Origin of the sequence: Bacillus mojavensis (assembly GCF_012648005.1) — a bacterium.
Classification (GTDB): Bacteria; Bacillota; Bacilli; order Bacillales; family Bacillaceae; genus Bacillus; species Bacillus mojavensis.
This window is the reverse complement of the sequence record NZ_CP051464.1, coordinates 3,519,235-3,533,437: the sequence shown is the minus strand read 5'-3', so window position 1 is coordinate 3,533,437 and position 14,203 is coordinate 3,519,235. Positions and strand designations below refer to the sequence as shown.

General features: G+C 44.9%; 12 protein-coding genes and 1 pseudogene. 11 read left to right on the top strand and 2 right to left on the bottom strand.

Translation table 11 applies throughout. The annotated features are described in order from the left end of the window. The first annotated feature begins 209 nt into the window (after positions 1-209). Both HC660_RS18370 and HC660_RS18365 read left to right on the top strand, forming a co-directional pair. The gene (locus HC660_RS18370) at positions 210-986 is read left to right on the top strand and encodes a transcriptional regulator GlcR (protein WP_168748938.1); all 777 of its coding nucleotides are present in this window, start codon (positions 210-212) and stop codon (positions 984-986) included. 5 nt (positions 987-991) lie between these two features. Beyond that, a complete protein-coding gene (locus HC660_RS18365) occupies positions 992-1,849 on the top strand; it encodes a Cof-type HAD-IIB family hydrolase (RefSeq protein WP_168748937.1) in 858 nt (285 codons plus the stop codon). Between the two features lie 122 nt (positions 1,850-1,971). On the opposite strand, the gene HC660_RS18360 is transcribed toward HC660_RS18365, so the two are convergent. Together HC660_RS18360 and HC660_RS18355 are read right to left on the bottom strand one after the other, a co-directional pair. Further along, positions 1,972-4,746 (bottom strand): DEAD/DEAH box helicase, encoded by a 2,775-nt coding sequence (locus tag HC660_RS18360; protein ID WP_010332163.1) that lies wholly within the window; start codon positions 4,744-4,746, stop codon positions 1,972-1,974. Further along, positions 4,733-6,343 (bottom strand): SWIM zinc finger family protein, encoded by a 1,611-nt coding sequence (locus HC660_RS18355; protein ID WP_168748936.1) that lies wholly within the window; start codon positions 6,341-6,343, stop codon positions 4,733-4,735. Before HC660_RS18355 ends, HC660_RS18360 begins: the two co-directional genes overlap by 14 nt. 203 nt (positions 6,344-6,546) lie before the next feature. Here HC660_RS18355 and HC660_RS18350 point away from each other — a divergent pair, with 203 nt between their 5' ends. The 9 genes and pseudogenes from HC660_RS18350 (at position 6,547) to HC660_RS18310 (ending at position 14,201) form a co-directional block, all read left to right on the top strand. Next, positions 6,547-6,690 carry a YwzD family small protein gene (locus tag HC660_RS18350; RefSeq protein WP_010332161.1) on the top strand — a complete coding sequence of 48 codons (144 nt, stop codon included), beginning with the start codon at positions 6,547-6,549 and terminating at the stop codon, positions 6,688-6,690. 221 nt (positions 6,691-6,911) lie between these two features. Then, positions 6,912-7,658: a protein-tyrosine kinase activator TkmA gene (gene tkmA / locus HC660_RS18345; protein WP_168748935.1), complete on the top strand. Its 747-nt coding sequence runs from the start codon at positions 6,912-6,914 to the stop codon at positions 7,656-7,658. Further along, the gene (locus HC660_RS18340) at positions 7,648-8,361 is read left to right on the top strand and encodes a tyrosine-protein kinase PtkA (protein WP_168748934.1); all 714 of its coding nucleotides are present in this window, start codon (positions 7,648-7,650) and stop codon (positions 8,359-8,361) included. The genes tkmA and HC660_RS18340 overlap by 11 nt, the downstream gene beginning before the upstream one ends. A 52-nt stretch (positions 8,362-8,413) precedes the next feature. Next, positions 8,414-9,178, top strand: a complete 765-nt coding sequence (locus tag HC660_RS18335; protein ID WP_168748933.1) for a tyrosine-protein phosphatase — start codon at positions 8,414-8,416, stop codon at positions 9,176-9,178. A gap of 182 nt (positions 9,179-9,360) precedes the next feature. Then, on the top strand, positions 9,361-10,683 hold the full coding sequence (locus HC660_RS18330) for a UDP-glucose dehydrogenase family protein (protein WP_168748932.1): 1,323 nt from the start codon (positions 9,361-9,363) through the stop codon (positions 10,681-10,683). A 96-nt stretch (positions 10,684-10,779) separates the two neighbouring features. Then, positions 10,780-11,143, top strand: a pseudogene (locus HC660_RS18325) (DUF1963 domain-containing protein); the annotation flags it as partial. Positions 11,144-11,672: 529 nt separating this feature from the next. Continuing rightward, entirely contained in the window at positions 11,673-12,095 is a 423-nt protein-coding gene (locus HC660_RS18320; protein ID WP_168748931.1) for a YwqH-like family protein, read from the top strand. Positions 12,096-12,104: 9 nt separating this feature from the next. Continuing rightward, a complete protein-coding gene (locus HC660_RS18315) occupies positions 12,105-12,365 on the top strand; it encodes a YwqI/YxiC family protein (RefSeq protein WP_168748930.1) in 261 nt (86 codons plus the stop codon). An 18-nt stretch (positions 12,366-12,383) separates the two neighbouring features. Then, entirely contained in the window at positions 12,384-14,201 is a 1,818-nt protein-coding gene (locus HC660_RS18310) for a T7SS effector LXG polymorphic toxin (protein WP_168748929.1), read from the top strand. Positions 14,202-14,203 lie beyond the last annotated feature (2 nt).

Here is a 14,203-nt window from a genome sequence, read left to right as displayed (position 1 = left end):
CGCTTTATATTCCATTCACGATTACTTATCTTCGCATCACCCCCTCTGAATTGACCAGTCGACCAGACTGGTTTTTTCTTTCTGTTTGCTCTAGGAAAAATTGGTTCTTACGATGCATTTTTACTTAATTTCACTTAAAAATATTGATTGTTCATATATAAAAACTTATAATCGCTTAAAGATAACGACATATAAAAAGGAATGAGGGCGTGTACCAAGAAGAAAGATTAGTAGCGATTGTGGATTATCTAAAAGAGCATAACCGCATTACAACGGAGCAGATCTGTACGCTCCTTCAGGTGTCCAGAGATACAGCAAGGCGGGATCTTGTGAAGCTGGAGGAACAGAATGCCATTATCCGCACAAGAGGCGGCGCCATTCTGCCGTCTGTGCATCAGAAAATCCAAGGGTATTCCGGCCGGCTGAAAACAGTGTCCGAGGAAAAAAATAAGATTGGCAAACTCGCAGCATCGCTGATCCAAAATGGCGACCGGGTTATTTTAGATGCGTCTACAACCGTTCAGGCGTGCGCTAAACACTTAAATGCAGATGACTGCACGGTTATCACCAACTCCATTAATCTAGCGGAAGTGCTCTCAGACAAAGGTGGTATTGAGATCTATCTTCTCGGAGGCAAGCTTGAAAAGGAGCACCGTTTTTTGTACGGCGCCTCTGTGATTGAAAAGCTTTCAAGCTATCACGTCGATAAAGCGCTGATCGGTGTTGTCGGCATTTCTGAACACGGCATTACGATCGCCCATGAAGAAGATGGGCTGGTGAAGCGAAAAATGATTCAGCAGGCGAAGCAGGTGATCGCCCTTGCGGATTATTCAAAGCTGGGAAGCACCGGTTTTTATCAGTACGCTGAGCTGAGTGAAATTGATCTCTTAATCACAGACCGGCTGCCTGATCAGGCGTTTTGCGACTTGCTAGATCTTAATGGCGTCGAACTTCTCGTGACAGAGCAAGATGAAAGAAAGGGCTGATCAACGTGAAATTGATTGCGATCGACTTAGACGGAACCTTGCTGAACAGCAAACATCAAGTAAGCTCAGAAAATGAAAATGCTCTGCGGCAGGCACAGCAGGACGGGATTGAGGTTGTTGTATCAACGGGACGCGCTTATTTTGATGTCGTGTCCATTTTTCAACCGCTCGGGATCAAAACGTGGGTCATCAGTGCGAACGGCGCCGTCATTCACGACCCTGACGGCAGGCTTTTTCATTCGGAAACAATCGATAAAAAACGGGCGTATGACATTCTCTCATGGCTCGAGTCAGAAAACTATTATTACGAGGTTTTTACAGACTCAGCCATTTACACGCAGCAAAACGGCAGGCAGCTCCTTGACGTTGAGCTTGACCGGGTCAAAAGTGCGAATCCAGAGGCTGATCTTTCTGTTCTGATACAGGCAGCCGAGGTGCAATACAGTCAATCGGGCTTCGCTTATATCGACACGTTTCAAGAGCTCTTTGAGGAGGATAAACAGATTGATTTTTACAACATTCTTGGTTTTTCTTTCTTCAAAGAAAAGCTGGAGGCCGGCTGGCAGAGATACCAGCATGATAAAGATCTGACACTTGTCAGCTCTGCTGATCATAACTTTGAGTTATCCTCCAAAAAGGCATCCAAGGGGCAGGCGCTGGAAAGACTGGCAAAGCGGCTTAACATCCCAATGAATGAAACAGCAGCCGTGGGCGACAGCTTAAATGACAAATCCATGCTGGAAGCTGCCGGAAAAGGTGTAGCGATGGGCAATGCGCGGGAGGACATCAAAGCGATAGCCGGCGCTGTAACCCTGACCAATGATGAACACGGCGTTGCCCATATGATTCGGCATTTGCTGTAAAGTTTATTTTTCGAAAAAAAGTGCATCCTGAACATAACCGGCGTAACGGATTCTGTGAAATTCGGCGTGACGGCTATGAACGGAAAAAAGCTGGCTCTTTTTAGGAGCCAGCTTTTTTGTGGTTATTGTGCCTGCGCTGAGGCGCTTAATGTGAATAATTCTTCGAGCTCATCTGTGGACAGCTCGGTAATCCAGTTTTCGCTTTGGATAATTTGGTCATTCAGTGTTTGCTTTGTTTCAAGCATCATATCAATTTTTTCTTCAATTGTTCCTGTTGTAATCATTTTATGAACATGGACAAATCGCTCTTGCCCGATGCGGTATGCCCGGTCAGTGGCTTGGTTTTCAACAGCCGGATTCCACCATCTGTCATAATGAATGACGTGATTGGCGGCTGTCAGATTAAGCCCGGTTCCGCCCGCTTTCAGCGATAGAATCAGTGTCGGGTATTCTTTCTTTTGAAATTTCTCAACGAGTGTATCGCGGTCTTGCTTAGAAAGACTCCCGTTCAAAAACTGCACAGGTTCGCCGAAGGTTTTTTCAAGCAATCGCTTCATCATGTTCCCCATTTGAATATATTGCGTAAAAATGAGACAGCTTTCGTTTTGGGCGCGGATCGCAGTCATCAGCTCAAGCAATTTTTCAAGCTTGACTGATCTTCCGGCCAGCAGCTCGGTTTGGTCTTCCTTCAAATAAAGCGCGGGATGATCGCATATTTGTTTAAGCCGTCCGAGCATGCTGAGGATCAGTGCTTTTCGCTGCATGCCTGTCAGTGACGTCATATGTTCAAAAGTGTCTTTCACCAGCTGCTCATAGAGAGACGCCTGTTCGGCTGACAGCGGAATAAACTCTTTTTGCTCCAGCTTGTCGGGAAGGTTTAATGCGACGTCCTCATCCCGTTTTGTCCGCCGCAGCAAAAACGGCCGGATTAATTGCTGAAGCTGTCCGATTCTTTTTTCGTCCCGGTCCTTTTCGATCGGCAATACATAGCGTTTATGGAAACCAGTCAGACTGCCGAGATAGCCTTTATTCATGAAGTCGAAAATCGACCATAGCTCAGTCAAACGGTTTTCCATCGGTGTTCCGCTCAGCGCAATATGGTGAATGCCCTTCAGCTTTCTGATTGCGCGTGATTGCTTCGTGTGCGCGTTTTTAATATTTTGTGCTTCGTCAAGGCAAATTGTGCTCCATGTCACGGTAGAAAGCTCTTCAGAATCGGCATGCGACAGCCCGTAGGAGGTTAATACAACATCCGCGTTATCATAATAGCCGGTGAAGTCTTCTCCCTTCGGACGGCGAGGGCCGTAATGGAGAGCGACCGACAGATTGGGCGCAAAGGTTTGAAGCTCCCGCTGCCAGTTGCCGAGGACGGATGTCGGCGCGATGATCAGATTCGGCGTGTTTTGCCGTCCGCTTTCCTTCACATGAAGAAAATACGCGATCATCTGAATGGTTTTCCCAAGTCCCATGTCATCGGCCAGACAGGCGCCAAAACCGCTTTGCCGCAGAAACAGCAGCCAATTCATGCCGTATTTCTGATACGGACGGAGCGTGCCTTGAAAGGAGGGGCTGACTTCATGCTCCGGCAAATTTTCCGCAGTTGTCAGCTTTCGAATCAGTGATCTGAGCTGTTTTGACAGGTCGAATTGAATACCGGCAAAAGCGGATGTATCCATGATGTCTGAATCCTCAAGCCCGCCTTCCCGCTGATCCATCAGCTCGCGTGCCAGAATATCAGACATATGGAGCCCTTCTGATTCCGCTTTCTCCATCAGCCGTTTCATCTGTTTGATAAACTGAGGATCTATTTTCACCCATTGCCCGCGAATATTGACGAGACGCCTGTTGCTCGCGACAAGCTCGTTAAATTCATCCTCTGTCAGCTCAATGCCGTTTGTCGCAAACCGCCAGTTAAAATCAAGCAGCGCATTCATGCCGACAAATGACTCGCCGCGCGGGGCGGAAGACACCTTTGCTTTAAGCATCATGCTACTGTCTCTGACAATCTGCCACCAGGATGGCAGAAGAATTTCAACGCCCATATCGACAAGCGTCTCACTTGCCTCTGACAGGAAAATCCAGGCTTCTTCCTCTGAAATCAGCGTGGTGCCGGAATCAAATGACAGCCACGGAACCGTTCTATGAAAGCGGTCCTGCTCCCGTGCGATTTTATCGCTGTAGGCCTGCCACGATTTTTTGAGGCTCTTCAGCCCATCAAAAAATACAACCGCGCCGCTCTTTTTATCGCGTAAAAACATTTCGATTTTCCAATCATCGCCGTCAAAGTCTGGTTCGTTCAAGCGGAGGCCGACCGTAAACGGGGTTTGATCGTCAACCCAGCCGATGCCTTCGAGAAAATCCTCTTCATCCAGAAAATGTCCGCGAAATGTTGTGACCGCAGGTGATTTCTCTTTGATATTTTCCCATTTCTCACGCAGTTCGTCGTCATATTGAATATAATCCTGCACCGCGGCTGAAAACCATTCCGCAGTAAAGCCATCCAGTATGCTGTCCCGATCCTTCCAGCGAAAAACACCGTTTGTCCATGCTTCGTAGTCAGGCAGGAAATCGCCGTCCGCGATAAATTCGTAAATGGTGGACGCTGCCTCAATCAGCGGTTCCGTTTCTTCTGTGAGCTGCACGGAGCTGAATGAGTTGAACGAGTTCTTGCCGAGAAGCTCTACAGTCATCCATGGAGAAAGCAAAACCGCGGTTGTCCCGATGAAGCTGACATCCTCAAGGAATGTTCCGTAAAATGAGGATTCGTGCCATTGAAACAAATGCTTTTTCATGTGGCTGTAGGGAAGGGGCTGCTCATTCTCATCAAAGGCTGAGAGCGTGAATGACCCGTCTTCCATTTGTTCGACGTGAATAAGTATTTCTTTAAGACTCGCCATCAATCAACTTTCCTTTCTGCAGTTCTTCTTGAAGGGCGCGCAGGCGCTTGTAATGTGAGCTCAGCTGCTGAATATAGCGTTCCCATACCTTCAGTTTTTTCGCTTTTTTGTAGAGCGTCCGCAGTTTTTTCAAATACCGGGCCGCTTCCTTGTAAGAGCTGCGGTTTTTCTGGTCGATGAAAAAGGCCACTTCTCTGTGGTAAGCGGGTATGAGGGCCTCGGGATCGCTCGCCGCAATTTCTTTGAGCATCGTTTTATCTATTTCATAGATGGAAAAGCCAACAAGACTGTGGATTTCAATCCACTCGGCATAACGCTTTTTCTCATACAAATGATGGCTGTATTCTGTGAAAGTATACGGCAGACAGCCTGCTGCATAGCGTTCAAACAGTGCATGGTCATTGGTTTGCTTCACATACGCGTTCAGCAGAAGGAACAGCTCGCCAATTACGTCGCGAATTTCTTTGAACGGCTTATCCAGCTTCGTATAACCAATCGCAATCAATTCAATACGGAGGTACCATGCCTTGAGCCGTTTCCAATCCTTTTTCGCGGTGATTTCACTCAGCCATTGGAACGTATACGGCAGCGCTTCCGGAGGGAATTGGTCGGTTTCCGCAAAAATCGCATCATCATGTTTCTGCAAAAATTCTAGATGCAGACGCCCGAATTGCAATTCAGGAGAAAACCGCCGCCCGGCTTCTTTTTGCAGGATCTCTTGCTCACGCGCCACCCATTTCGGCCGCGGCAACAGCGCGCTCCAAATTTCACCGAAAATGCGGATGCGTTCATATTGAAAAATATCCTCCTTCAATAAGAGATTCCGAATGACATCCGGTGTTTTCTCCAGAAAAGGATCGAGTGCAAACGACAGTGCGTACGTCTTTAATTTATCAATTGAGCTGTAGATCGTATCCATCAGCTGTTCAACATAAGGATTGAGGGAATAAAAATCGCGCTCGGGGTCCAGTTTTCCTTCTTCAATCAATGTAAACATGCGAAGCCACACCGCGATCGCTGAATGAATCTGATATAGACTTTTCAGCTCCGGCTTGATCGGGGCATGCTTTTTCAGAGCAGACAGATAGCCGTAATAGAGACCCTGCATGTTTTGGCTGCCTTCAGGCGTGCGTGCCTGCCAAAGAGAAAACTCTGAATCGAAAAAAGCAAGCCAGCTTGAAAGCGACTCTTCATTAGGCAGCACCTTCTCTTGGAATTGTCGCCGGACGAGCTCTTTGCTTTCTTCAAGCTTTTCCCTCTCCAGCCAGTGCTCTGTAAAAGTTCCCACTCGTTCAAACATTGCATATACATATAAAAAAACAGCCAGCTTATGGCGGCAGATTCTCCCAGACGGACATGAACAGCCGCTTTTGGCTATGACAAATAAGTTCAATGTGACCCGCACAGGCACAACATCCTGCACGTAAGCCGTAACTTCCGTCGGACTCACTGCTTGTAAACGATAGACTGAATCCTGCCGATATAAAATAAGGGCTTTTTTGATCAGCTGAACATTTTCCTCGCTGTAAGGAAGAAGCTCTTTTAATTGTTCAGCCGATGCCAGCACATCGTCTTTAGAAATCATATTCTGAAGCATGATTATCGCTCCTAACCGAGTCACGTAATAAAAAGATCCAATTTCTCTATTATATCGCAACACAACGGCATGAAAAAGTTTTTCCTAAAATAGGACATAAAAAATGGGATGTGTCGAATGATGTATTAGAGATTGCAAAACGAGAGCCGGCATCATATAATAATCGTGTTTTCAACTTAATGGAAGCTGAAAGGAATAAAATGATGAGTGAAAAGAAATTGAATCAAGAAGAATTTCTGAAAATTTTGATGCATGCACATGATATTGGTGAGCAGTCATCCGAGATGACCACTAAGGAAATGCTTGAAAATTTGATTTCTCATATTAAAAATGGATATGCAACATAAAAATCCCGCTGGTTTTTGGCGGGGTTTTTTTCTGATTTATGACCGGAAGGAGAAAAAGATTCAGCTCTGGCAAGACAATAAATAGAACGCTTACATGATAGAGGCTGAAAACTGATTTTGTAAATTTTTGTCGAATATTGTCACGTGAAAAGATGGAGAAATGCTGTTTTAACGTTGTATAATCGTATGGAAAAGGATGTTTAAGCTGATTTGGAGGTATCATGGGAGAATCTATTAGTTTAAAAGACATATTATCAACGTTAAGAAAACGCATACTTTTGATTATGATTGTAACCGCAACTGCGACTGCTGCCGGCGGATTCATCAGTTTCTTCGCACTTACACCCATCTATGAAAAGTCAACTCAGATCTTGGTCAATCAATCGAAAAACGACCAAAAAGAAGTCCAATTTAACGATGTCCAAACCAATCTTCAATTAATCAATACGTATAACGTCATCATTAAGAGCCCTGCTATTTTAGACGAAGTGATTAAAGAGATGGGCTTGTCGATGACTTCACAAGAACTGAATGAAAAAATTACTGTTTCCAGTGAGCAGGATTCCCAAGTGGTCAATATTTCTGTCAGAGACGGGAGCGCGGAAACGGCGGCTCACATTGCCAACACTGTCGCATCTGTCTTTAAAGACAAAATCACTTCGATTATGAATGTTGACAACGTAAGCATTCTGTCAAAAGCTGAGGTTTCTGACCATCCGTCGCCTGTATCGCCAAAACCGCTGCTGAACATCGCCATCGCGTTTGCGGCAGGATTGGCAGGAAGCATCGGACTGGCCTTCCTGCTTGAGCATTTGGATAATACGATCAAATCGGAAGAGCAGCTCGAAACATTGCTGGACATACCGGTATTAGGAACGGTTTCCACCATTGCCAATGAACAGAAAACAGAAAAGAGCTTAAAAGGCATTCAATCTGATAAAGCGGGGAGTGGACATTTTGGCGCTTAGAAAAAGCAAGGGCTCATGGAGTCGCAAAAATGTCATTGCGCTGACAGAGCCGAAATCCTTGAATTCAGAACAATATCGAACGATTCGAACAAATATAGAATTTTCTTCAGTGGATCGCCAAATGAAATCAGTAATGATCACCTCGGCATGCCCTGGAGAAGGAAAGTCTACCACAGCTGCTAACCTTGCTGTCGTATTTGCACAGCAGGGAAAAAAGGTTTTGCTCATCGATGCAGATTTGCGAAAACCTACAGTACATACCACCTTTCAACTAGAAAATATGACAGGCTTAACATCCGTTTTATTGAAAAAATACTCACTGAAGCAGGCTGTGCAAACGTCTAAGGAACAAAATCTTGATGTGTTGACGAGCGGCCCGATCCCGCCGAATCCAGCCGAGCTGCTTTCCTCCAAGTGGATGGAAGAGCTTTCGGAGGAAGCGTGTGCGGCCTATGATATGGTGATTTTCGATACGCCGCCTATTCTCCCTGTAGCAGACGCGCAAATTTTAGGGAACGTTGCAGACGGTTCCGTTTTGGTTGTTTCAAGCGGGAAGACGGAAAAAGAAAAAGCCGCAAAAGCAAAAGAGGCGCTCGATTCGTGCAACAGCAAGCTCCTCGGAGCCATTATGAACGGCAAGAAGCGCTCGAAGCACTCTGATTACGGCTACTACGGAAGGGAAGACAATTTCATACAAAGATAAATAACGTGCATGCTGCCCGTTATTTATTTTTGCGAAAAAAGGAGGCTTAGAAATGATTGATATTCACTGCCACATCCTCCCGTCAATGGATGACGGGGCGAGGAGCCTGGCAGACAGCATCGAAATGGCCAGGGCGGCTGTTCGTGAAGGAATCAGAACCATCATTGCAACCCCGCATCATAAGAATGGTTCATATGAAAACGAGCAAACCGCTGTCAGAGAAGCGGCAGACCTGTTAAACAAACGTTTAATGAAAGAGGAGATCCCGCTCACCGTACTGCCGGGACAGGAAATCAGAATTTACGGGGACTTGAAACGGGAATTGGCTGAGGGCCGGCTGCTGTCACTGAATGACACGAAATATATCTTGATTGAGTTTCCGTTTGATCATGTACCGCGATATGCCGAGCAGCTTTTTTATGATTTGCAGCTGAAAGGATACATTCCGGTTATCGCGCATCCCGAACGCAATAGCGAGATCCGCGAAAATCCGTCCTTGCTGTATCATCTTATAGAAAAAGGAGCGGCATCTCAGTTGACAACCGGAAGCCTCGCAGGAGTTTTCGGGAAACAGATGAAAGCATTTTCGCTGCGGCTGGCTGAAGCCAATCTGATACATTTCTTAGCTTCAGATGCACATAATCTGAAAACAAGAGATTTTCGCTATCAGGAGGCACTCCATGTTCTTGAGAAAGAATTTGGTACGGAATATTCTTATATGCTCACAGAGAACGCTGAGCTTCTTCTGCAAAATCAAGCGATTTACAGGCAGGCACCGCAGCCGGTCAAAAGAAAAAAACGATTCGGGCTCTTTTGATCTGCAATTCTCATTTCCCCACTTTCTTTGTGAGAACGATATAATAGTATATTGTATGATTGAATCATATTTCAGAAATCTGTACAGGTTGATTCCGGGAGATCATCCGCATTCATGTCAGGATGTTCTCATACGATAATACGGAAGCTGTAAAGCAGCAATTTAACTGTTGGAGGGAAACCATGAATATAACAGTCATCGGAACAGGCTATGTCGGTCTTGTGACAGGTGTTTCTCTTTCTGAGATTGGCCATCATGTAACTTGCATTGATATTAACGCTCAAAAGATTGAAGAAATGAGAAAAGGGATTTCCCCCATATTTGAACCGGGTCTTGAAGAGCTGATGAGAAAAAATATAGCTGATGGGCGGCTGAGCTTTGAAACGAGCTACGAGAAAGGCTTAGACCAGGCAGAGATTATTTTTATAGCGGTCGGCACACCGCAAAAGAACGACGGGCATGCGAACCTGGAGCATATTACAGATGTGGCCAAGCGTATTGCCCGACACGTGACGCGAGATACGATCGTCGTAACAAAAAGCACAGTGCCTGTCGGAACAAATGATTGGATTTACGAGCTGATTACCAAACATCTTGCGGAGCCTGTCAGCATATCGATCGCATCCAATCCGGAATTTTTACGTGAAGGGTCAGCCATCCATGACACGTTTCATGGAGACAGGATTGTGATCGGAACAGCCGATCAGGACACCGCCAGAACGCTTGAAGAGCTCTTTCTTCCGCTTGATATCCCGATTTACCAAACGGATATCAGAAGCGCCGAGATGATCAAATATGCCTCAAATGCCTTTCTGGCTACTAAAATCAGTTTTATAAATGAAATTTCGAATATATGTGAAAAGGTCGGCGCTGATATTGAATCTGTCGCATACGGCATGGGACAGGATAAGCGGATCGGGAGCCAATTTTTAAAAGCGGGCATTGGCTACGGCGGTTCTTGTTTCCCAAAGGACACAAACGCCCTCGTGCAAATTGCGGGCAATGTCGAGCATGATTTTGAGCTGCTGAAATCGGTCATCAAGGTCAACAACAATCAGCAGGCGATGCTCGTTGATAAAGCGCTGAACAGGCTTGGCGGAGTGACGGGAAAAACGATCACCCTTTTAGGGCTGTCATTTAAACCGAACACGGACGATATGAGAGACGCGCCGTCGATTGTCATTGCTAACCGCCTCGCCGCACTAGACGCCCATATCAAAGCCTTCGATCCCATTGCCGTCAGCCATGCGAAGCATATATTGCCGCAGGCTGTTGAATACAAAAAAACGATGGCGGAAGCCGTTAAGGGATCAGACGCCGTCATGATTTTAACGGACTGGGATGAGATTAAACAATTTCCATTAGCAGATTATCAAGATTTGATGGAGCAGCCGCTGATTTTCGACGGTCGAAATTGCTATTCATTAGAAGAGGCTGCTGCCGCCGGAGTGGAATACTATTCTGTAGGCCGGAAAGCGGTTGTTCCGGCAGGTGCAATGTCATAGATGTAAAGGAAAGACTGGCGGGATGCCGGTCTTTTTTGTACCCATTTTTTAAGGTGGCTATATTTCACTATGGTTAACCTATTGTTTGAAAACTAGTGGGTGCCGCCTACAGATTTTCAATTAACAATATGCGGGCATGGAAACAATGGAATTCTTTGGTCAGCTCGGCGAGGATAAAGAAGACATTTATAATGAGTTGGCTGAAAACGGCTTTGGCATAAAATAGGCGGATACATTTCTTTTACTCAGAATGATCTGCGGGAATTCGCGTATAAAGAACATACCATCAGACGATGATATCGATTTGTTGTAGGGAGACGTCGGCATCGCAAATTTTTTCATCACACCTGATGATTTAAGGGGAAAAGACTTTTCAAACGTTCTGTACAATTGGGACTGCAGCTCATACAAGCTTTTGATCCAAAGGGTCACCCCTGCCGCCAATAGGGTCAGAAGCTGAAATGAAATAAGCCAAACAATAAAATCAGGCGCGGCTGAGTCAATACAGAACATAAATATGACCAATAAGCAGAGCACTGTAAGAGGCATTGACCAAAGGCCGTGTTTTCTAAACAATAAAGTGCCTGCCATTCCAAATACAAAGAAGGACAGAAAAGGAAAAACCACGAAAAATAACATCATCGGACTGAAAAAACTCATTGTCATCCCTCCGTTTCACCTCTTAATCTTTACAAAATTTTACCACATAAGAAAATGAGCAGATCATCAAATCTGCCTCTTTCAAGTGTCTTTTTGACTAAGACTTTAGAATTTCTAACCATATAAAACGCTCGAGTTGACCTTATAACGAACAAAAAAGAGACTTTAGACCTCCGTATTCAGAGCATTATAAGCCTAAATTAAGCCGTTTACCCTATTTAAGCCGCCTTCTTGCTATTTTAAAATATAATATATGGAAATAAAGTATGGAAAAGTCTATCTTCATCAGCCCCTCCATACGACTTTTTGAGTATTAAGAGGTGATACAGATGGGTTATGAAAGTATGCTAGCGGATATCAAAAGTTCGCTCAACGGAAAAATTTCCGACGTGGAAGACAAGATCGAAAAGCTGAAAAAAGCAAAAAAAGACATAGACACACTGCAAGAAGAGGCAATCACTGAAATCAATGAAATTGTGAAACCGGAATTAGGCAAGCATTGGACGGGAACAAAAGCTGATGATTTCGACAAGGGAAGAGAAGAGGCGAAATCGGAAGCTTCTAAGATTGTGAATGATAAATATAACGAGTATATGGCTTCGATTCAAAGCAAAATATTCTGGCTTGAGACAGAAAAATTTGAGCTGAATTTGACAAAAAGTGCAGCGAATGCCGCAGGCGACCTTCTTGCTAAAGGAGAAGATTTTGTAGAAGAAGCAGGAAGACAAATTAGTAAACTAAAATGGTGGTGATCTTTTTTTATGTCAGAAATTAAGCTGAAGTACGACACAGTCATCAAAACATTAGAGTCTGTCAAAGATGCGCTTGCTGACGTATCAATCGGCGCCGCAGGATCCAACGGAAAAAACAGCCTCGATTATACGAAGAAATATCATGAGCGTGAGGAGAACATCAGAACCATGCTCGGAGATTATAAAAAAGCGGTACAGAAAAATATCGAGGATACGAAGGATAATGTTGATTCACTGAAAGAGCAGGATGAGGCGATCGCAGTAAAATAGAAGAGAAAGGGCAGTGCGATGAGTAAAGTATTTGAATCACATTCTTTAATCGATGAAGCGAAAAATAGAAAAAAGCAATATGAGACGCTGGAAGAGCAGCTGAACACGCTAAAAAAGGCGTTTCAGGAAGTTGCTGAGTTAGGTGACAATTTTAAAGGAAAAGGCGCGGACAATATTAAGGACTTCTTTCAGGGACAGGCGGAAATCGTCGACAGCTGGCTGACGCTTGTCTCTGCTCAGATTGCATTTTTGAACGGCATTTCAGGAGATATTAAAGATCAAGAACTGAATGATTCATATGTGGAAACTTCTTTTTTGGATCATGAGCTGCCCAACGGAGATTTAAAAGCCTCGGAAATTGTCTCCGCTCATAAAGCAGAAATCGATTCTATTTTGTCAGGCATCAGCGATGTTATTGATCTCGATATGTACTCGCTTGATAATTACGCGGATAAGATGGGCGATGCTCAAAAAATCAGGCGTGACACGATCACGGCAGTCGATAAGCTTGATGAATCCCTGACCACTGAATATCAAAATTTAGAATCTTTGGACAACGCAGTGCTCACCAAATATTCTGTTCTTATGCAGGCCACCAGCAATGGGAAAAGCGCATCCCCTATGTACTATGATAAAAAAGCCTTCCACAGCAATGAAGTTTACAAAAGCGTGATTGAAGTAGAAAAGCAAGGAACGACCTATATTGATGCAAAAGCCCAGCAAGCCGAAGCAAGACGGCTTCAGGAAAAAGCGGAAGAAGAAGCGAATAAACCGTGGTATGAAAAAACATGGGATGGAGTTTGCAACTTTACTGGAGAAGTCACTGGCTATTATGATTATAAAAGAGCGACGGAAGGCGTTGACCCGGTTACCGGCGAAAAACTCTCTGCCGCAGAACGTGTGACAGCAGGAGCAATGGCTGCAGCCGGATTCATACCGGTCGTCGGCTGGGCAGGCCGCGCTTTCAAAGGCGGAAAAGCCATCTACAAAACCGGAAAAGCGGCTATCGCGGCCGAACACGCTTTAGATGCCTACAAGACAGGCAAATCCTTAGATATTCTCAAAATGTCAGAAATGGGCGCATACGGCCTTGTTGCGTCAAACGGATTCTCTGAAGCCGTGACAGGCAGAGATATGTTTGGAAACAAAGTGTCCGAGGAGAAGCGGAAATCGGGCGCGCTGGAAGCGGCATTGAGCTTGGTTGGAGCTGGTGCATTGGCGAAACATATAGACAAAGGCATACCGCTTGCAACCCATTCAAAAGTCCAAAAGGCAAACAAAACATTAGAAAAAGTAAAACAATTCAAAGTCCCGACAAACGTCCGCGTGTACGCAGAACGCCCAGTAACTCCTGACGGCCTCATGTTCGGATTCCCGACAGTCCGTGTAGATGTGGGAACGACTGCTGTGAAAGATCTTGGAATTATGAAGATGGCTAGTAGCCAGTCAAAAAAACCTAAATGGTTGGAAAAACCTGAGGGGATGACTCAAAATGATTACGTTGCTCATAATGGTACTAACTACAGTAAGAAGAAACGGACTGAAGAATACAATGCTGCGATAGCTGACAGAGAGAAGATTGTTGGAGACAATTCAAATGGATACCGTTTAAAGGAACCAACTAAATGGATGGAAGATAGAGGCATGGTACAAATAAAAGAAAGGTTAAAAAGAAAGTCTTGGACAGATAAAGATGGTTTTAATTGGCAATGGGATTCCCAACATGGCAAATTAGAAAAGTGGAACCGCAGAAGAACAGAGCATTTAGGAGAGTTTGATCCTGTAACTGGTAAGCAGACGAAAAAAGGCGAGCCTTCAAGAAGATGGGATGGTTAAAT

What these genes read in the sequence shown, in the direction of transcription:
- HC660_RS18360 (WP_010332163.1), bottom strand. Translation starts at nt 4,746, where the DNA reads ATGGCGAGTCTTAAAGAAATACTTATTCACGTCGAACAAATGGAAGAC.
- HC660_RS18355 (WP_168748936.1), bottom strand. Translation starts at nt 6,343, where the DNA reads ATGCTTCAGAATATGATTTCTAAAGACGATGTGCTGGCATCGGCTGAA.
- HC660_RS18350 (WP_010332161.1), top strand. Translation starts at nt 6,547, where the DNA reads ATGAGTGAAAAGAAATTGAATCAAGAAGAATTTCTGAAAATTTTGATG.
- tkmA (WP_168748935.1), top strand. Translation starts at nt 6,912, where the DNA reads ATGGGAGAATCTATTAGTTTAAAAGACATATTATCAACGTTAAGAAAA.
- HC660_RS18335 (WP_168748933.1), top strand. Translation starts at nt 8,414, where the DNA reads ATGATTGATATTCACTGCCACATCCTCCCGTCAATGGATGACGGGGCG.
- HC660_RS18330 (WP_168748932.1), top strand. Translation starts at nt 9,361, where the DNA reads ATGAATATAACAGTCATCGGAACAGGCTATGTCGGTCTTGTGACAGGT.
- HC660_RS18320 (WP_168748931.1), top strand. Translation starts at nt 11,673, where the DNA reads ATGGGTTATGAAAGTATGCTAGCGGATATCAAAAGTTCGCTCAACGGA.
- HC660_RS18315 (WP_168748930.1), top strand. Translation starts at nt 12,105, where the DNA reads ATGTCAGAAATTAAGCTGAAGTACGACACAGTCATCAAAACATTAGAG.
- HC660_RS18310 (WP_168748929.1), top strand. Translation starts at nt 12,384, where the DNA reads ATGAGTAAAGTATTTGAATCACATTCTTTAATCGATGAAGCGAAAAAT.